Source organism: Cellulomonas sp. P5_E12 (assembly GCF_054049315.1).
This window is the reverse complement of record NZ_JBFUMP010000028.1, coordinates 1-19,019: the sequence shown is the minus strand read 5'-3', so window position 1 is coordinate 19,019 and position 19,019 is coordinate 1. Positions and strand designations below refer to the sequence as shown.

Annotated in this window: 15 protein-coding genes; 7 read left to right on the top strand and 8 right to left on the bottom strand. The window is 72.1% G+C overall.

The window, feature by feature from the left end; translation table 11 throughout:
* Positions 1 to 17: 17 nt before the first annotated feature.
* The 5 genes from ACXJKA_RS17840 to ACXJKA_RS17820 all read right to left on the bottom strand — a co-directional run bounded on the left by ACXJKA_RS17840 (position 18) and on the right by ACXJKA_RS17820 (position 9,005).
* Positions 18 to 1,307, bottom strand: coding sequence for a multicopper oxidase domain-containing protein (locus ACXJKA_RS17840; protein ID WP_456826537.1), 1,290 nt, complete (start codon positions 1,305 to 1,307; stop codon positions 18 to 20).
* Between the two features lie 39 nt (positions 1,308 to 1,346).
* Positions 1,347 to 6,635, bottom strand: a complete 5,289-nt coding sequence (locus ACXJKA_RS17835) for a hypothetical protein (RefSeq protein ID WP_456826536.1) — start codon at positions 6,633 to 6,635, stop codon at positions 1,347 to 1,349.
* Positions 6,636 to 6,808: 173 nt separating this feature from the next.
* A complete protein-coding gene (locus ACXJKA_RS17830) occupies positions 6,809 to 7,948 on the bottom strand; it encodes a sensor histidine kinase (RefSeq protein WP_456826535.1) in 1,140 nt (379 codons plus the stop codon).
* Entirely contained in the window at positions 7,920 to 8,591 is a 672-nt protein-coding gene (locus ACXJKA_RS17825) for a response regulator transcription factor (protein ID WP_456826534.1), read from the bottom strand. Before ACXJKA_RS17825 ends, ACXJKA_RS17830 begins: the two co-directional genes overlap by 29 nt.
* A gap of 207 nt (positions 8,592 to 8,798) precedes the next feature.
* Positions 8,799 to 9,005: a hypothetical protein gene (locus ACXJKA_RS17820; protein WP_456826533.1), complete on the bottom strand. Its 207-nt coding sequence runs from the start codon at positions 9,003 to 9,005 to the stop codon at positions 8,799 to 8,801.
* 56 nt (positions 9,006 to 9,061) lie between these two features.
* On the opposite strand from ACXJKA_RS17820, the gene ACXJKA_RS17815 reads away from it, so the two are divergent.
* Both ACXJKA_RS17815 and ACXJKA_RS17810 read left to right on the top strand, forming a co-directional pair.
* On the top strand, positions 9,062 to 9,496 hold the full coding sequence (locus ACXJKA_RS17815) for a MarR family winged helix-turn-helix transcriptional regulator (protein ID WP_456826532.1): 435 nt from the start codon (positions 9,062 to 9,064) through the stop codon (positions 9,494 to 9,496).
* Positions 9,497 to 9,562: 66 nt separating this feature from the next.
* Positions 9,563 to 9,703, top strand: a complete 141-nt coding sequence (locus tag ACXJKA_RS17810; RefSeq protein ID WP_456826531.1) for a hypothetical protein — start codon at positions 9,563 to 9,565, stop codon at positions 9,701 to 9,703.
* Here the strand turns inward: ACXJKA_RS17810 and ACXJKA_RS17805 are convergent.
* A complete protein-coding gene (locus tag ACXJKA_RS17805; protein WP_456826530.1) occupies positions 9,657 to 10,814 on the bottom strand; it encodes a PrsW family glutamic-type intramembrane protease in 1,158 nt (385 codons plus the stop codon). The genes ACXJKA_RS17810 and ACXJKA_RS17805 overlap by 47 nt on opposite strands.
* Before the next feature lie 79 nt (positions 10,815 to 10,893).
* On the bottom strand, positions 10,894 to 11,262 hold the full coding sequence (locus tag ACXJKA_RS17800) for a VOC family protein (protein ID WP_456826529.1): 369 nt from the start codon (positions 11,260 to 11,262) through the stop codon (positions 10,894 to 10,896).
* 109 nt (positions 11,263 to 11,371) lie between these two features.
* Here ACXJKA_RS17800 and ACXJKA_RS17795 point away from each other — a divergent pair, with 109 nt between their 5' ends.
* The 5 genes from ACXJKA_RS17795 to ACXJKA_RS17775 all read left to right on the top strand — a co-directional run bounded on the left by ACXJKA_RS17795 (position 11,372) and on the right by ACXJKA_RS17775 (position 17,471).
* Positions 11,372 to 12,148 (top strand): LLM class F420-dependent oxidoreductase, encoded by a 777-nt coding sequence (locus tag ACXJKA_RS17795; RefSeq protein WP_456826528.1) that lies wholly within the window; start codon positions 11,372 to 11,374, stop codon positions 12,146 to 12,148.
* 22 nt (positions 12,149 to 12,170) lie between these two features.
* Positions 12,171 to 13,808, top strand: a complete 1,638-nt coding sequence (locus ACXJKA_RS17790; RefSeq protein WP_456826527.1) for a metallophosphoesterase family protein — start codon at positions 12,171 to 12,173, stop codon at positions 13,806 to 13,808.
* A gap of 83 nt (positions 13,809 to 13,891) precedes the next feature.
* Entirely contained in the window at positions 13,892 to 15,454 is a 1,563-nt protein-coding gene (locus tag ACXJKA_RS17785) for a D-alanyl-D-alanine carboxypeptidase family protein (protein ID WP_456826526.1), read from the top strand.
* 25 nt (positions 15,455 to 15,479) lie between these two features.
* Complete coding sequence (locus ACXJKA_RS17780) at positions 15,480 to 16,157, top strand: metal-dependent transcriptional regulator (protein ID WP_456826525.1); 678 nt, start codon at positions 15,480 to 15,482, stop codon at positions 16,155 to 16,157.
* Positions 16,158 to 16,238: 81 nt separating this feature from the next.
* The gene (locus ACXJKA_RS17775) at positions 16,239 to 17,471 is read left to right on the top strand and encodes an MFS transporter (RefSeq protein WP_456826524.1); all 1,233 of its coding nucleotides are present in this window, start codon (positions 16,239 to 16,241) and stop codon (positions 17,469 to 17,471) included.
* Here the strand turns inward: ACXJKA_RS17775 and ACXJKA_RS17770 are convergent.
* A partial coding sequence (locus tag ACXJKA_RS17770; RefSeq protein WP_456826523.1) for a helicase HerA-like domain-containing protein occupies positions 17,409 to 19,019 on the bottom strand: 1,611 nt, incomplete at its 5' end. The two genes, ACXJKA_RS17775 and ACXJKA_RS17770, sit on opposite strands and share 63 nt — an antisense overlap.

Below are 19,019 nucleotides of genomic sequence, written 5' to 3'. Positions count from 1 at the left end.
GCGGGGCGGCCGCTCGCTCAGACATAGGTCTGGCTCACGACGGTCTGGGCGGGGAGCGGGGCCTGGTAGACGCGGACCTCGGTCATCATTCCGCCGGGCCCGGGGGGCGCTCCGAAGTTGGTGAGCCGGCGCCAGTCCCGGTTCTTGAACCAGTAGGTGTTGTAGCTGCCGCGCGAGTCCGAGCCGGACGGCCGGGCAGCGTCGAAGGCGGGTGCGTCGAACAGCACGTCGCGGGCCTCGCCGGGCCCGATGTACAGCGTGCTGGTCCAGAAGGACGTGTCCTGCCCGCCGACGCCGCCGTTGCGCAGCAGCGAGGCGTCCTGCCCGACGACGTGCATCGGGATGCCGGGGAGCTGCATCGCGTGCTGCTGGTAGCCCAGGTTCGCCATCCGCAAGAGGACGCGGTCGCCCGGGTTCACCTGGACCAGCGCGGAGTTGGGCTGGCTGTAGTCGAGCGCGTCGTCGTAGTTCGGGTTCGGGGTGGCGATCCGGGACGTGGCCGGCAGGGTCTCCGCGTCGTTCGGGAGCACCGTCTGCGGGTAGACGCGGCCGTTGAGCGTGAACCACTGCGGGTCGTAGTCGGTGGCGATCGACTCCTGGATGTCCCGGTCGCCGTCGTGGAAGTTGCGCCAGAGCTCGTTGAGCAGGATGGCGAAGTGCCGGTCGTATCCGGTCGACCCGTCGCCGTCGTTGTACGCGAACTTCGTGAACCCGCCCACAGGCGTGCCGTCCTGCAGCGGGCGCACGAAGACGATCCCGGTCATGCCCATCTGCACGTGCTCGACGTCCTCGAAGTGGCAGTGGTACATGTACGTGCCCTCGCGGTGGGGGCGGTAGAAGTAGGTGAACTGCTTGGCGATCGGGACCGCCACGGAGACCTCGGGCACGCCGTCGTTGAGCGGCGACGGCACGTCGAACCCGTGCCAGTGGATGGTGTGCGAGTCCGTCAGGTCGGGGCGTTGCACCAGKCCGAGGTTCGTCAGCGTGATCTTGACGTCGTCGTTCTGCTTGAAGTCGAGCGTCGGGGCGGTGTGCTTGGCGTGGCCCTTGTACGTCGAGATCAGCTGCGAGACCGACAGGTTGGGGTCGACCGGCACGAACCCGAAGATGTAGAGCGGGTTGCCCTCGCGTCCCGGGACGGAGATGTAACCGTCCGTCGCGACCAGCGACAGCGTGGTCGTGGCGGCCGAGGCGGGGACGAGCAGCCCCTGCCCGATCACGTCCCCGGCGACGACCGTCCCGAGGGCGCCGACGCCGACGAGCTGGAGGAACGCCCTCCGGTCGAGGCGGTTCTGGCGATGTTCCATCCCACTCTCCTTGGAGGCGATGACGGTCGGCCGAGCAGATCAGGGCAGGACGACGGGGACGCCGATGAGCTCGTCGGCCCCGAGGTCCCAGGGCGTCCTGACGCGGAGCGACCGGAGCATGGGGCGGTACTGGCCGTCGTAGTCGCCGAGGCCACCGAGTGCGGGCGTCAGGACCGGCGCCTGGATGCCGCCGCCGGCGCAGGCGTTCAGCGCGCCGGCCGGTGCGGGGAACGCGGTGTTGGAGCAGCGCACGCCCCGGTCGACGACGGGGGAGGCCGCCGTGAGGTGGAAGTTGCTGGTCAGCCCGACGGGCGGGTCGCCGGCCGTGAGGGTCACCGCGGCGGTCTGCGGGTCGAGCCGGGAGCCGGTGACGGCAAGCTCGGAGGTGATCCCGATCGGGTTCACGAAGGCCGGGTCTGCGCTCATGTTGCCCTGGCCGGCCGGCACCGCCCGCAGGACGCCGTCCGGGCCGAGGAGCTGGCCGTTGGTCAGGTCGGAGTAGCGAGGCGTGAACGTGTCGGCGTTGTTCGTCGTCCCGTGGATCTCGAGGTCGATGACCCCCTGGTTGACGAGCGTCGCGCCGGGTCCGGGCTGGTCGAGCGTGTACGCCGTGTTGTTCCAGAAGATGTCGTTGAAGAGCGCGACCGGGCGGGAGAAGTCCGGGGAGTCGGCGGGCAGCATCGCCTGGAAGAGCGGGTCGTTGCCCTCCGACGCCAGGCCGGCCGAGTGCGCGGTGCCGTCGGAGTTCTCCGACGAGGCGGTCGAGACGTTGCCGGCCACCGTGGTGTTGATGATCCGCACGTTCGAGGCGTCGTCGAGCATGATCCCGCCGGCGATGTCCGCGGCGCCGTTGTCGACCACCAGGTCGTCGCGGAAGTTGACCACCGCGGTCAGCGCGTCGAGGACGAACACGCCGCCGCCGTCGTCGCCGCTGAAGTTGGCCGTGATGAGGTTGCGGTCGACGTCGACAGGACCGGTGCCGGCCCCGAGGCCCCCGCCCACGGGCAGCTCGGACTCGATGGCGAGTCCGCCGCCCGAGTCGACGGCGTCGTTGTAGTAGATCTGGTTGTCGTGGATGCGGCCGTTGGGGCTGAGCCCGATGTGCGAGACGCCGGCGCCGTAGTTCACGCTGAAGTTGGAGCACACGATGCTGTTGGCGAGCTCGTAGCCGTTCGAGTCGTCGAAGATCCCGAGGCCGCCGGCCTGCGTCAGCCCGCCGTTGCCGAGGAACCGGTCGTTCGAGACGCGCACGTTGTAGTTGTGGCTGGTGGGGGCGTACGGCTGCCCGATGGCCATGCCCCCGGCGACAACGCCACCGTTGTTCTCGAGCACGGTGTTGGTGATCTGCAGGTTGTTGATGTTGGCCTGGACCTGGATGCCGCCGGCACCCTCGCCCTGCCCGGTCATGAGCCCGACGCCGTCCGCCCGCGCGGCGCTGAAGACGCCGACCGCGCCGGAGGGGACGTTGTACGCGGTCGGGCTCTGCGCCACCAGGGTGAGGTCCGCGCCGCGCAGGACGTTCGGCATGGTCGCGTCCACCGCGTACGGGGCGTGGGCAGCGATCACACCGTCATAGGTCGTCGCGTTCTGCTGGAAGTAGCGACCGTCGATGACGGAACCGGTGACGTGGAACCGCGGGTCCTCGGGATCACGCGCCTGCAGCTCGTGCGCGCCGATGATGCCACCGGCACCGAGCCCTTGGATCTTGAGCGGCTTCCACTGCACGACGTTCTCGTTGTAGACGCCGGGGCGCAGGACCAGCAGGCTGCCGGCGGCCGCGTTGTCGATGGCGTCCTGGATCGCGTGCGGGTTCGTGCCCGCACCCGGCGGGGGCGCCGCGACGTTCACGACGGGCGGGTTGTACGTGATCCCGCCGCCGGTCCCGAGGGCGTGCACGGTGATCCCGTTGACGCTGGAGACGTTGCCGTTCGCGTTCGAGGTGGTGATCGTCAGCTGCTTCTGCCCGGCCGGGAACGTGAGGCTGAGCGCCGGGACCTGGATGACGATCGTGTCCGGCGTCGCGCCCGAGCCGGGCGTCCAGCTGACGACCCCGCCGTTGGCGCGCGTCAGGGTGGTGACCGCGCCGGTCCGGTCGTCCGTGAGCGTCACGACACCGCCGAGCGGTCCGGTTGGTCCCGCGGTCCCGATGAAGTCGGCCTGGATCGTGATGCGCCGCGGGTTCGCGGCGTTGCCGCCGTTGGCGGCGACGGGGTTCGGCACGTATGGCGTCGACACCTGGAGCAGCTCGGGGCGGGCCGGCACGGCCGGGTCCTCGCAGCCCGTGCCGGAGATCGGGTCGAGCGGAAGGTCGAGCTGGGTGGTCAGGCCCGGCCAGGCCTCGGCCGGGGTCGTCGCAACGAGGAGGTTCGGGTTGAAGTTGGCGTTCGGGTGCGCCTTCGAGCCCGGGTCGTCGACGGTGACCAGGTACATGCCGGGGCACGGTCCCTGGGGGATCGGGCAGTTGAACGTCTCGGTCGACGGGACGAGTGCCTCGAACGATCCGTCGGGACTCGTGGTCACCGTGGTGAGCAGGCGCCAGTTGTTGGCGTCGTAGGGGAGGTTCACGTTGGGTGTGGCGCAGCCGGGGTCGTCCGACGGGCAGACGGTGTCCACCCGCGCGTAGATGCCGACGGGGATGCCGGCGATCGGCCGGGGCTCGCCGTACCAGGGGGACTGCAGGTCGCGCTCGAAGTAGATGTCGTTGAACACCTGCCCGACCAGCCGGCCCGGCTCCTGCACGTCACCGGTGCGGGTGTCGCCGGCGTCGCTCCCGTTGGGGTCGGTGCGGAAGTTGGTCATGAGGTTGAAGTCGGCGTTCGCGTTCTGCCCGTTGGTCAGGACGATGAGCCGCTTGTCGCACAGGGGCGCGTGGGCACCGGCGACGCCGTAGTACGTGCTGCGCGTCACGAGCGAGGTCTGGTCGATGACGTGGTCGTCGCCCGTGCACGGGGGCGGCGGGATCGCCGGCGTGAACTTGTTGCCGAGGTCGACGTTGACGTCCTCTTCCCGGACGGGCCGGTACAGGCAGCCGTCGCCGTCGCCCGGCACGGCACCCTTCGGGCTGCTCACGTTCTTGAACCCGCTCGTGTTCGACGGGTTGCACGGCCGGGTGTCCGACTCGTCCTTCGGCATGACGACGTGCGTGAGGTACGTGCCGGCGACGAGCGGGACCGGGTCCGACCCGCCGACGCAGCCGTCGGCAGCGAGGTCGTAGCCGCCCGGGCAGTAGTCCGCGAACGCGTAGCCGCCGTCGAAGGCACCGTCCTTGGTGTGGGCGCCGGTGAGCGGCACCTCGAGGCAGTTCGGGCTGATCTTGTCGGCGAACTGGCTGGTGATGTCGGCACCGGTGAAGTCCCGGATCGGGGTGCAGTCCTGGGTGAACGTGTTGCCTGCGGGCTCCTGCGGGTCCTGGTCGGCGTTCGGCTGCTGCCAGTGGTCGGTCACGTACTTGTTCAGCACCACGTCGTCGGCGGTGTTCGGCTGGCCGTCGGTCCCCAGGCCCTCGAGCAGGACGGTGACGTCGGGCACGGCCGGCTCGTAGTCCTCGTGCGCCTGGAAGCGCGCGTCGAACTCGTTGCGGGTGGTCGAGAAGTAGGTGATGCCGACGATCTGGCCCGGCGTGCCGGCGGGGTAGTCGCGCTTGCCCCAGTCGACGGTCGAGCGGTGACCCTCGAGCAGCAGCTGGTTGGTGAGCAGGCCGCCGCCCTGGTCGGTCGGGATGCACGGGCTCGCGGGCACGGCGGGCGGGACCACGGCGCATGACGGCGTGACGTCGCCCGTGATCTCGTCGTGCAGCGACGGGCCCGGGTAGGCGGAGAAGCGTGCGAAGCCCTGCTCGCCCACGATCCAGCGGCCCAGGGCGCCGCCCTCGGCGGTCGGGTACTCGTAGTAGCCCTGGGGGTTGGTGAACGTCCCTTCCTTGATCGAGCCGTCGCGCCAGCGCTGGTCGACGTCGGTGTTCGCGATGGTCGGCTCGCCGGGATCCATCCGCCCGTTCCCGTTCTGGTCCTTGTAGACGTGACCGTCGAGCCAGCCGAACCAGCGCGAGACTCCGACGCCGACGCTTCCGTCGTCGCCGACCTCGTTCGCGTCGACCGTCTCGCCGGCCCCGACCGTGAGCGGCTTGAACCGCATGATGTAGCTCAGCTGCTCGTCCCAGATGGCGAGGTTGTAGCTGCCGGCCGGCACGCCCTGGATGTCGAAGTTGCCGCTCGCGTCGCCGCGACCGACGTAGACGGTCCGGTCGGTCGTGCTGTCGGAGAGCGCGACGAACGGCTCCTCGACCGGGTCGTTGAAGGTGCCGGTCGTGTACGGCGCCCACTCCACCCAGTTGCGCGCGGTCCCGGTGATCTCACCGGTGCCGGGAGTCGCGAAGGGCTGGGGCGAGCAGACGAACCCGAACCAGTACGCGGTGCGGTTGTTCGGCGCCTCCCACAGCTGCTCGCCGGGGGCGCCCGTCCCGTCGCTGCCTTCCTCGACCGACGCGAGCAGCTGCAGGCCGCCGTCGATCGTCGTGGTCTGGTACCACTGGCTGGTCGGGTCGGCGTTGCACGGGCCCTCGGGCGGGTGCACGTCGATGAAGTACGTGGCCGGACCGAGGTTGTCGAGCTGCACGAAGCCGTCCGCGGCCGTCAGGCAGGTACCGCCGCAGAGCGGGTCGTTGTTGTAGTCGACGGTGACGGCGTTGTGCGTCTGCTCCTCGAGCCCGACCTGGAAGCCCTGGAGCCCGCCCTCCTCGGTGTCGGGAGCGCCGTTCGCCCACGCGTTGTCCTCGAAGACGAAGGCGCGGATCTTCCCCAGCGGCAGCGGGTGGTCGTCGCTCTGCACCGTCAGGTCGATCCGTGCGGTCAGCGAGCCGTCCGCGGTCGACGGCTCCGGGAGGGTGATGTGCTTGCCCCACATCTTGTGGTCGAGCGAGCGCACCGAGATCAGGTACCGCCCGGCCGGCAGGTTCACGGTGGTGCGGCCCTGGTTCCCCTCGGCGACGATCTTGCTGTTGCTCTCCGTGCTGACCGCCAGCGGGTCGGTCGGGAGCTTCGAGTTGTCCTCGTTCACGATGTACGTGAAGTCCGTCAGAGGCGACCCGGTGGGCAGGTCGCGGGCGTCCACGGTGAGCGCGCAGCCGGCCGCAGGGCACGTGGTCGCGGCCTGGGCCGGGGGAGCGATCGACGGCGTCATCGCGGCCACGCAGGTGACCAGGGCCGTGGTGAGGGCGACGAGTGCCGCCCGGACGACCCGGACCGTGCTGCGGCCGTCCGACGAGCGGCGACGACTCGTCGCTCCCAGGCGAGGGCCGACCGAACCAGTGCCCGACGAGTGTCCGCGCATGGCCACACCTTCCAAGCGGCGCCGCTCCGCCCAGGCGGCCATGCCCGAGGGATGCGTCAGCGGCTCCATGGAAGCGGTCTGGCGGGACGCCGAGCAGATCCTGACCGAAGTGTCATCGGCCAGTCACAGGTCGGTCATGTGCGACGCACAGGTGTGGCCTGTGCCCGCGGCGCTCAAGGGGCGGTGTCGGCTGCGAGCAGCTCGGTCGTGCGCCCGACGTCCGGCGTGCTGTCCTGGTCGGTCGACGGGGCCGTCGGCGCAACGGTCCGGGTGCCCACCCGGACCGTCATGAGCAGGAGGGCGCCGCCCTCGGGCGATCGGCCGGCGACMAGGCGGCCGCCCCGGGCGGTCACCAGGCCGCGCACCAGGCTCAGGCCCAGACCCGTCTGCGAGAGCTCGTCGCGCGGTGTCTGGAGGTCGTCGTCCGGACAGCCGTTGATGAGGGCGACCAGCTCGTCGCTCAGGCCCGAGCCGGAGTCGGCGACGCCCACGGCGACCTCCTCCGCGTCCCGGGTGCCGATGAGGCGGACGACGTCACCGGCCGTCGTGTAGCGCACGGCGTTCTCGATGAGGGTGTCCAGGCAGGCGCGGATCCGCTCGGCCGACCCGTCGTACTCACCGGCGGCCGCCTCGACCACCCAGCGCCGGTCCGCCACCTGGGTCCAGCGCTCCGCCGTCTGGTGCAGGATCTCGTCGAGGTCCACGCGCTCGACCTCGCCGCCGCCCTGGAGCCGGATGACGCGGACCAGCCGCTCCGTCACACGCGTGAGCCGCTCCAGCTCGTCCTGCACCACGGCGAGGTCGTGCGCCTTCTCCGGATCGACCTCCTGGTTCTGCAGGAGCTCGACGTAGCCCCGCGCGATCGTCAGCGGCGTCCGCATCTCGTGCGACGTCAGGCGGGTCAGCCGTTGCGTGTCCGCGGCGCGCCTGCGCTCGCGCGCGGCCATCACCGTGAGCTCGGCGAGCGCCACCTGCCGTCGGCGCACGTGCCAGACGAGCAGGACCATCAGCACGGCCATGAGCGGGATCTCGGCCGTCTCCTGCCAGTTCAGCACCCCGGTCGCCGCCCGGACGACGAGGACGACCCCGGTCGCCGCGGTGTAGAGCACCAGCCCGGTGACGGCGCGCGAGAGCCGCCAGTTCCCGATCCCGTAGAGGAGCGCGAACGCGGCCCACGCGACGTGGTACGGGATCGTCTCGTTGCCCGGCGACGCCCACATCAGCCAGGTGCAGACCCCCGCGAGCGCGAGCCACGGGTAGTAGAAGTCGCCGCCTGACCGGCGGTCACTCGGCGGAGAAGCAGTAACCGACACGGCGGATCGTCTCGATCGGAGGATCGGGCTGCAGCTTGTTGCGCAGCCGTCGGACGCAGACCTCGACCACGTTGCTGCCGGGGTCGAAGTCGAGGCCCCAGACGTCGTGCACGAGCTCCTCGCGCCGGCACACCTCGCCCCGCCGTCTCATGAGGTGGGCCAGGAGGGCGAACTCCCGCTCGGTGAGCGAGACCTCGCGGTCGGCGATCGTCGCGCAGCGACGCTCCGTGTCGAGCCGGATGCCACCCGCGCTGACGTACCGGGGCTCCGCGCGCGTGACGGTCGCTACCCCGAGGTGCCGCCGGGTCCGGGCGAGCAGCTCGACGAGCGAGAAGGGCTTGGCGACGACGTCGACGGCTCCGCGATCGAGCGCCTGGACGCGCGTGGCGACGTCCGTGACGCCGGTCAGGACGATCACCGGGGTCGGGTCCTCGCGCTGGCGCATCGACGACAGCACCGTGAGCCCGTCGCAGCGCGGCATGACGAGGTCGAGCAGCACCAGGTCGACGTCCTCGGAGGCCAGCCAGTCGAGCGCGCGGAACCCGTCGGCCGCGGACACGACGTTGTGCCCGGCTGACGAAAGCGACCGGCTGATCAGCGACCGGATCCGCTCTTCGTCGTCGACGACCATCACCGTGCTCACGGAGCTCACCCCCTGGCCGCTCGCCGCGGGTGAGCAGAGCTCCCGCGGCCGGGCTCGCGCCGATCCACGCGTACGTGCCGCGCGAGGGGTGATGCCCCACGCCGGAGTGGGATCGTCGAGGGCGGGCCGACAGAGTCGGACACCCGACCCCACACTGGCGTGCCGTCGGCGTGGAGCGACAGTGCGGTATGGGGTGAAATTAGCGGTTCAGCCCGATTTTGTCGTCGGTCGCTCGACCAGGAACGACCGGCCGCTGGCGTCGACCACGCGGTCGAAGTGCTGCTGCAGCTCGGTGTCGCGGGCGCGCTCGTCGTCGGTCAGGCCCCTGCGCGGTCCCCGGATGTTCCCCACCTGCGCGGGTCCCAGGTACGTGAGCCACCACTCGGTCATGTCGCGGCGCTGCTTCTTGGGCACGGGCACTCCTCAGTAGTTCGTGCACTAACTATAAGCACACGATCTACTGTGGCCGCATGGATGATCCGCTCGCCGTCGAGGCCCAGGTCTGCCTCACCGTGTCCGCCGCGGCGCGCAGCCTGGTCGCGTTCTACCGCCCGCTGCTCGAGCCGCTCGGGCTGACGCACCCGCAGTACCTCGCGATGCTGGCGCTCTGGCAGTACGGGCGGCTGTCGCTCAAGGAGCTCGCCGCGCTGCTGCACCTCGAGCCGGCGACGGCGTCACCACTGGTCAAGCGGCTCGAGGCCATGGGCCTGGTCCGCCGTGAGCGGTCCGCCGACGACGAGCGCGCGCTCGACATCGTCGTGACCGACGCCGGCCGGGCGATGCGGGCGTCGGCCGTCGGGATCCCGGCCGCGATGGTCGACGGGCTGGGCCTGACCGTCGAGCAGATCGAGCAGATCCGCAGCGCGGCGGAGCTGCTCATCGCCGCGGCGGACGACGCGCGCTGAGCCCGGTGCCCGCATAAGTCGCCATGGCGCTGCACGGCGTCTGGGACCTGTCGACGTTCCGCCGGCGTGCACGCGACCGACGGTGTCGTCAGCGGTGCGACGCGCTTCCTGACCGCGGTCATCTACCCGCTGGCGTTCGTCGGGATGATCGTGCTGTTCCTCACCGACCGACGGCGTCCGGCGCAGGAGGCTCTGACTCCTGCGTGATCGTCGCGGGTGCGGCGTCGGCGGTGACCGGGACCGCGCCGAGGTGCTTCGGCGTCCAGCCCTTGCTCACGACTCCGATGAGCTCGGGCGGGGTCGACTTGCGCACCATCGCCTTGAAGACCAGGTAGGTCGCGACGAACAGCCCCCAGCGGAACACCTGCAGGAGGAACGAGACCCCGGGGCTGTCGCAGCCGAGGGTGGACGAGGTGTCGTTCGCGGAGTGCACGACCATCACGGCGAGGATCACGCCGACGGCGGCCGGCGTTCCGCGCCCGCCGTAGACGCGCCACAGCCGCCACGCCACCGCGACCGCGATGCCGGTCCACAGCCAGTGCAGCGGCGAGACGGTCCAGATGCGCGCGACCTGCGCCTGGATCACGAGCATGGGCGTCGCAGCCGGGGTGTCGGCGCCGCAGAAGTTCGGGCCACTGGCCGCGGCGGTCTCGTAGGCGTAGATCGTCGTCTCCGCGATCGCGAACCCGAAGCCCGCGGCGATGCCCATGGCGATGCCGGCTCGCGGGTTGCGGTAGCGGCCCACGAGGAAGAGCGCGAGCGGGACGACGAGCTTGGAGAGCTCCTCGGTGAAGCCCACCGTCCTCGTCGCCGTCTGCACGCCCCCGAGATTCTCGATGACGAGGTCGTTGAGGTTGAGCGCGATCAGCAGGGTCGCGCCTGCGCCGGCGACCGCTCCCGCCAGGACGGACAGGGGTCCGACGACCTCGTCGAGCGCGACCTGCCGGGCGAGGAACCGGTAGAACCCCGCGCACACCAGCGACATCGCGAGGAAGCTAGTCCACCCCATCACGGTGACGTTCTCGGACGACGTGTACACCGCGGAGCCGATACCGAGCACCACGACCGCCGCGACGAAGAACCACACCCAGGCGCCCCAGAACCGGCCGCGGAACCGGCGCCCGCGCGCGGCGGTCACGGCGCCGTCGGCGACGGTCGGGTGCCACGCCTGGCCGTCCCACAGGCGTCGTCGAGGTTCGGGCGAGACGGGGTCCGGGTACCAGTCGGCGGCGGGGGAGTCGGGTCGTCGGCGCTCGAGGAGCATCGCGGCGGCGAAGCCGACGACGAGCAGGAGGGCGCCCAGCAGGGTCAGCGGCATCGGAGTCCTCGGTGTCGCGGCGACTGGCGTGGTGGTGCGCGCCGGTACACCCACTATGCCAAAGGACCGCCGCAGTGCCTCAGGGGCGCACGATCTGCTGCACCGCCCAGCGGTTGCCGTCGGGGTCCGTGAAGAACGTGAACCGCCCCCACGGGAACTCGACGACGGGCTCGGCGGCGACTCCGCGACCGACCAGGTACTCGTAGGTCGCGTCGGCGTCGTCGACCACGACCTGCAGCCCCTGCTGCGCGCCGGGCGCCATCGACGTCATGTTCACGTCGAGCACGATCGAGCACGCCGAGCCCGCGGGAGTCAGCTGGACGAACCGCAGGGTGTCGTCGACGGGGACGTCGTGGTCGGCGACGAATCCCACCTGGTCGACGTAGAACGCCTTGGCGCGGTCGATGTCGGCGACGGGAACGGAGACGAGCTCGAGCTTCATGTCCATCGGAGAACTCCTCGGTGTGGGGTGAGCACCAGCATCTCGCCTGTACAGGTCAGATCCCGTCCGCTTCTCCCGTGGGCCCGATCGGGACGCCGTCCGTAGGCTCGACACCATGACGCACCCCATCCGCATCGCAGTCCAGCTCCAGCCCCAGCACGCCGACTACGCCCAGCTCCGCGACGCGGTGAGCCGCGCGGAAGACCTCGGCGTCGACATCGTCTTCAACTGGGACCACTTCTTCCCGCTGTCGGGTGACCCGGACGGCAAGCACTTCGAGTGCTGGACGATGCTGGGCGCCTGGGCGGAGCAGACCAGCCGCGTGCAGATCGGCGCGCTGGTGACGTGCAACTCGTACCGCAACCCCGAGCTGCTGGCGGACATGGCGCGGACCGTCGACCACATCAGCGGCGGCCGGCTTATCCTCGGGATCGGCGCCGGCTGGTTCCAGAAGGACTACGACCAGTTCGGCTACGAGTTCGGCACCGCGGGCTCGCGGATCGCCGACCTCGCGCAGGCGCTGCCGCGGATCAAGGCGCGCTGGGCGGCGTCGAACCCGACCCCGACGCGGGAGATCCCGGTGCTCATCGGCGGCGGTGGTGAGCGCAAGACGCTGCGGGTCGTGGCGGAGCACGCAGACGTCTGGCACTCGTTCGGGGACGTCGACACCCTGCGCCGCAAGAGCGCGATCCTCGACGAGCACGGCACCGACGCGGGCCGGGACACCGCCGCGCTCGTGGAGCGTTCGGTGGGTGTCGGGGCGCCCCCGGCGAAGGTGGCCGACGCCCTCGTCGCCGCCGGCGCCACGCTGTTCACCATCGGCGCCAGCGGCCCGGACTACGACCTCTCGCTGGCCGCGCAGTGGGTGGCCTGGCGCGACGCGCAGGGCTGACCGCGCTCTAGGCTCGGGGGTGATGAGCCACCCGAGCGGCCCGACCCCGGGCGTCGAGCGACGATGGTGGCCGCGCGCCCTCCTGCTCCTCGGCGCGCTGCTCCTCGCGCTGGTCTTCGGGATCACGACCGCGTCCGTCGAGAGCAGCCTCGGGCCGCACGAGGCGCGGTACGACGTCACCACGGACGACACGGTGACGGTCGACCTCGGGCCGCTCGGGACGCTCCAGATCGACTCGCCGCTCCCGCTGACCCTCGGGGTGCGCGTCACCGTGCAGGAGATCCCGGCGTCGGTGACCGAGCTGGACCAGTCACGCACCCTGCAGGCGCTCAGCGGGGACCTGCAGAGCTACCTGCAGTTCTTCTCGGGCCCGCAGGCGACGGTCCAGGACGTGGCCCGGGCGCTCGTCACCCAGGCACTGTGGCGGACCGCCCTGGCGTTCGTCGTGCTGGTCGCCGCGTGGTGGCTGGTGCGGCTGCTGCTGGGCGCGACGCGGCGCGAGGAGCTCCGGGTCCGGCTGCGGCCGCACCTGCGGTCCGCGGTCGTCGCGGGTGTCGTCGTCGCCCTCGTCGCCACCGTGTCGACTTCGAGCCTCGGGCGCCGCGATCAGCCGTCGGCGTCGAGCGCAGCGTCGGCGGTGTTCGACGGGACCCCGCTCGAGGGCGCGCGCGTCACGGGGCGGCTCGGTGGCGTCATCGACACGTACGGCGGCCAGGTGGTCGCCGAGCTGAAGAAGAACGAGAAGTTCTACACCGAGGCGAACGCGTCGCTGAAGGTCGCGTGGGACGAGCGCCAGGAGTCCCTGGACGCGTGGCCGGTCCCGGAGCCCAGCGACGCATCGGCGTCCCCGACGGCCACCACCGACGACGCCGGCCTGGTGACCGTCGTGCTCGTCTCCGACCTGCACTGCAACGTCGGCATGGCCCCCCTGATCCGCACTCTGGTGCTGCGCTCGAAGGCGGACCTCGTGCTCGACGCCGGCGACACGACGCTCAACGGCACGTCGGTGGAGCAGTACTGCGTGACGACGTTCGCCCGCGCCGTCCCGTCCGGGGTGGAGCTCGTCACCTCGCCCGGCAACCACGACTCGCGGGAGACGACGGGCAACTACGCGAAGGCCGGGGCGACCGTGCTGGACGGGTCGGTCGTCGAGGTCGACGGGCTGCGCATCCTGGGGGACCGAGACCCGAACGAGACACGCGTGGGAGCCGGCGGCACCGCCCTGGCCGGCAAGGAGTCCGCGGACGACGAGGCCGAGCGCCTGGCCGACGTCGCGTGCGACGACGAGGACGGCGTCGACCTCCTGCTCATCCACACCCCGGCGGTCGGGCAGCCGGCGCTCGCGAGCGGCTGCGTCCCCGCGCAGATCTCCGGGCACCTGCACAAGCGGTACGGACCCGAGCGCGTCGAGCTCGGCATCCGCTACGTCAGCTCGAGCACGGCGGGAGCGACGCTGGGTCAGCCGACCGTCGGGCCGCTCAACGGCGTGGCGGAGATGACAGTGCTGCGCTGGGACCCCGCGGAGCGGAGGTTCGTCGACTACCAGCTGGTGCAGGTCCGGCCGGACACCACCGCGAGCGTGAGCCCGCGCCTGACCTGGCCGGCGACGCCGATCGAGCCGACGCCCGCCGGCCCCGGCGGCGCACCTTCACCCGTGTGATCTGGCTCACACTGTCCTAGGGTGTGACCCACGCGGACCTGGGCCGCACCGGCTCGGCCCGCGCCCTCCAAGGGGGTGGGCGAGTGTCCCGACGCGGGTCCGCGGTCGGCCGGGAGCGACGCGCGCTCGCGGTCCGCGCCGCCCTGACCTGCGTGTGCGTCCTCGTCGGCACGATCCTGCTCGCCCCGGGCGCGCACGCGGCCTCCGGCGAGAGCGAGCTGAGGCCGGGCGAGGTGCTCGGGGTGGGACAGGGCCTGGTCTCGCCGGACGGCTCGCAGACGCTCGTCGTGCAGGCCGACGGCGGCCTCGCACTGTTCGGCCCGGACCCGGACCCCCGCTGGGTGGCCGGTCCCGCCGTGGCCGGCTCGCAGCTGGTGGTGGGCGAGAACGGCGACGTCGCCCTGACGGCTCCCGACGGCACGGTCGGCTGGCGCCCGGACGCGACAGCGACCCCCGGATCCAAGCTGGTCCTGCAGGACGACGGCGATGTCGTCGTCCTCGACGCCGGCGGGGTCCAGGTGTGGGACTCGGGCACCGGCGTGCGACCCTCCATCCTCACCGCCGGCTCGAGCCTGGCGCCGGGCGAGGCGCTCTCGTCGCCCGACGGCCGCCAGAGCCTCGTGGTTCTCGACGACGGCGACGTCGCGCTGCTCGGTCCGGACGCCGCGACGCGCTGGTCCACCGGCACGGACGCACCGGGCTCCACGCTCACGCTGGGCGAGGACGGCAACCTCGTGGTCACCGACGCCGACGGCAACCGGACCTGGCGCAGCCGCACGGCCGGGCACCCGGGCGCGACGCTGGTCCTGCAGGACGACGGCGACCTGGTGCTCTACGACCTGGCCGGCGCGGTCGTCTGGAGCACCGGGACGGTCATCGGCCCGTCGTCGCTGGTCGCCGGGACCCCGCTCGCGCCGGGCCAGCAGCTGGGCTCGCCCGACGGCCACCTGCGGCTGAGCGTGGGCGCGGACGGGCTCACGCTCGCCTACGACGGCACGGCCGTGTGGAGCGCACCCGCGGCGGGCGCCGCCGGCCTCGCGGTCCAGGACGACGGCGACGTGGCGCTCACGGCCGCGGACGGGTCGGTCCTGTGGCACAGCGCCACGCCGGGCAACCCCGGCGCGAGCCTCCAGCTCGAGGAGAGTGCGCTGCTGCTGCGCGCGCCCACCGGGCAGGAGCTCTGGCGCGTGGACGTCCCGCCGGAGCTGATGACCAGCGAGCGCGTCGCCACCGACTGCACGGACGTGGACGCGCCGGTGCCCGAGGGGGACACGGTCGTCACGGCGTTCGGAATCCGCGTCCACCCGTGCCTGGCCGACTCGCTCGACGCCCTGATGACCGCCGCGCTCGCCGACGGCATCGAGCTGCACGCCTGGGGCTGGCGCAGCGCGAGCCAGCAGATCGCGCTGCGGGCGGCGAACTGCAGCGCGTCCTTGCCGGACCCCACCGTGGTCACCTGCCGGCCGCAGACCGCCCCGCCGGGCACGTCGCGTCACGAGCGGGGCCTCGCGCTCGACTTCACCGTGAGCGGCGGCGTGCTGCGGGCCGGCTCGCCGGCTTTCGTCTGGCTCAGCGAGCACGCGGCCGACTACGGACTGGAGAACCTGCCCAGCGAGCCCTGGCACTGGAGCGTCGACGGCTGGTGAGCGTGCGCGCCCTAGTGTGGACGGCGTGAGCACGCCGACGACACCCGAGCTGAGCGCCGTCACGCAGGACTACCTCAAGGTCGTGTGGTCGGCCCGCGAGTGGTCGGAGCAACCGGTGACCACCAAGATGCTGGCCACGCGCCTGGGCGTCGGGGCGTCGACGGTCTCCGAGACGGTCCGCCGCCTCGCGGACGCCGGCCTGGTCACGCACCAGCCCTACGGCGCGATCGAGCTCACGGCCGACGGTGAGCGGCACGCGCTCGCGGTCGTCCGGCGGCACCGGCTGATCGAGACGTTCCTCGTGGAGGTGCTCGGGTACGGGTGGGACGAGGTGCACGACGAGGCCGAGGTGCTCGAGCACGCGGTCTCGGACCTCTTCGTCGAGCGCGTCTCCGCCCAGCTGGGGCATCCGCGCCGGGACCCGCACGGCGACCCGATCCCCGGTGCGGACGGCACGCTCGACGTCCCCGCGGCGAGCGTGCTCTGGGACTTGGAGCCGGGGGAGTGGGCCGTCGCCCGCATCTCCGACGCCGACCCCGGCCTCCTGCGCTACCTCGAGTCGGTCGCCCTGCTGCTCGACGCGGCGGTCACGGTCGTCGAGCGGCGCACTGTCGCGGGCGTGATCTCGATCCGGGTCGACGGCCGCACGGTCGACCTCGGCGAGGTCGCGGCGCGGGCGATCTGGCTGGTCCCCGTCGCCTGACGTAACCTGGGCGCCATCCACCGGAGCTGACGACGACGTACTCCGCACCGAGATCGAATCGATTCGTTCGGAGGACCGTCGTTGGTCACGCTCACGCCCGCGCGCTCGCGCGCCGCGCTGTTCGCGCTCGCCCTCGGCGGGTTCGGCATCGGCACGACGGAGTTCGCGACGATGGGCCTGCTGCCCGAGATCGCGTCGGGCTTCGACGTCTCCATCCCGACCGCGGGGAACGCGATCACGGCCTACGCGCTCGGCGTCGTCGTGGGCGCCCCGACGCTCGCCGCACTCGGTGCCCGGCTCGACCGACGTCGGCTCCTCCTGCTGCTCGTGGTGGCGTTCACCATCGGCAACGTGCTGTCCGCGTTCGCGCCGAGCATGGGCTGGCTGGTGCTGGCCCGGTTCCTCGCGGGCCTCCCGCACGGCGCGTTCTTCGGCGTCGGAGCGGTGATGGGCACCGCGGTCGTCGGGCCGGAACGCCGCGGGCGTGCCGTCGCCTCGATGATGGCCGGGCTGACCATCGCGTGCGCCGTCGGGGTGCCGCTCACCGCGATCGTCGGGCACGCCGTCGGCTGGCGCTGGTCCTTCGTCGGCGTCGGGGCGCTGGGATTGATGACGCTCGCGGCGGTCTACGCGTGGACGCCGTCCCTGCCCTCCGCGCCCGGCACGACGGTTCGTACCGAGCTCGCTGCGCTCCGCAACCGACGGCTCTGGATCGCGTTCGGCGCCGGGGCGGTCGGGTTCGGCGGCATGTTCGCCGTCTACTCCTACGTCAAGCCTCTGCTCACCGAGGTGACGGGCCTCGGCGTCGCCCTGGTGCCCCTGGTGCTCGCGCTGTACGGGATCGGCATGACGATCGGCACGGTGGTCGGCGGCCGGCTGGCCGACCGGTCCGTGATGGGCACGGTGATCGGCGGCATGGTCGCGACGATCGTCGTGCTCGTCTCCATCGCGCTCGTGGGCTCGTACCCGGTGCCCGCCGTGCTCGCGCTCGTCCTGCTCGGCGTCACCTCGCAGGTGCTCGGGCTGTCGCTGCAGACGCGCCTCATGGACGTCTCGCCCGCGGCACCCTCGCTCGGCGCGGCCCTGTGCCACTCCGCGCTCAACCTGGGCAACGCGACCGGCGCGTTCGTCGGCGGACTCGTGATCGCCGGCGGGTTCGGCTACCTCGCGCCCGCCTGGGTGGGCGCCGGGCTCACCGCGATCGGGCTGGTCGTCGTGCTGGTGTTCGGGCGCGGACCCGTACCGGTCGTGTCAGCGCCGCCGCGTGCCGAAGATCGAGCGCGTGATCTCACGCCCCAGCTGAGTACCCGCTGACCGCAGCAGGCTGTCCAGCGGGCTCGTCCTGCTCGACGACCGGCGCGGCGCCGCCTGTCGCGCCTCCTTCGCCCTCCGCTCGGCCTCGTCGGCGGCCTTCTCCGCCTCCTCCGCGCGCCGGGCCGCCTCCTGCGCCTTCTCGGCCCGCACCGCGAGCAGCTCGTAGGCCGACTCCCGGTCCACGGCCGCGGCGTACCGGGCAGACAGCGGCGACGCCGTGACCGCCGCGGCGAGCTGGGCTGCCGGCATCGGCTCCATCGACGACTGCGGTGCGCGCAGCCGCGTCCACGCGACCGGCGTCGGGGTGCCCCGCTCGGACTGCACGGTGACGACCGCCTCGCCGGTGCCCAGCGACTGGAGCAGCTGCTCGAGGTCGTAGGGCGAGGTCGGGAATGTGCGTGCCGCGGACCGCAGCGCCTTCGCGTCGTCGGGGGTGAACGCCCGCAGCGCGTGCTGGACGCGGTTGCCCAGCTGTCCCAGCACGTCGGCGGGCACGTCCTTGGGGCTCTGCGTGACGAAGAAGACGCCGACGCCCTTCGACCGGATCAGCCGGACCGTCTGCGTCACCTGCGTGAGGAAGTCGGCCGACGCCCCCGTGAACAGCAGGTGGGCCTCGTCGAAGAAGAACACGAGCCGCGGCTTGTCGGGATCACCCACCTCGGGCAGCTCCTGGAACAGCTCGGCCAGCAGCCACATGAGGAACGTGGAGAACAGCGCGGGCCGGTCCTGCACGGCCGGCAGCTCGAGCGCCGTGATGACGCCGCGACCGTCGGGCGCGGTCCGCAGCAGCTCGGACACGTCGAACGCGGGCTCCCCGAAGAAGGCGTCCGCCCCCTGCGCCTGCAGGCCGACGATCTCGCGCAGGATGACGCCGGCGGTGGCCGCCGAGAGGCCACCGATGCCCTTGAGCTGCGGCTTGCCCTCGTCGCTGATCAGGTACGCGATGGTGGCCTGCAGATCCTTGAGGTCCAGCAGCGCCAGCCCCTGGGTGTCGGCCCAGTGCATGAGCAGCCCCAGGCTCGACTCCTGCGTGGCGTTGAGGCCGAGCACCTTGCCCAGCAGCAGCGGCCCGAAGTCGGTGACGGTGGTGCGCACCGGCGTGCCCTCGCCGATCCCGCCGAGGCTGAGGAACTCGACCGGGGACGCCGTCGCCGCCCACTCCTGCCCGAGGCTCGCCGTGCGGGCCAGCAGCTTCTCGTTCGGCGTCCCTGGCACGGCGAGGCCGGAGAGGTCGCCCTTGATGTCCGCGACGAACACCGGCACGCCCGCGGCGGACAGGCCCTCGGCCAGCACCTGCAGGGTCTTGGTCTTGCCGGTGCCGGTCGCGCCGGCCACGAGGCCGTGCCGGTTCATCATGGCGAGCGGGATTCCGACGACCGCGCCGGGGACCGGGACGTCGTCCTCGACCAGGGCGCCGAGCGGCAGCATCGGTCCGGCGAACGTGTAGCCGGCGATGATCTCGGCGGCGTGGCCGGGCGTGGGCGCTGCTGCAGGCGGCGGTGCGTCTGCGCCCGCGCCCGCGGCCGCCGCCTCCGCGGCTGCCAGCGC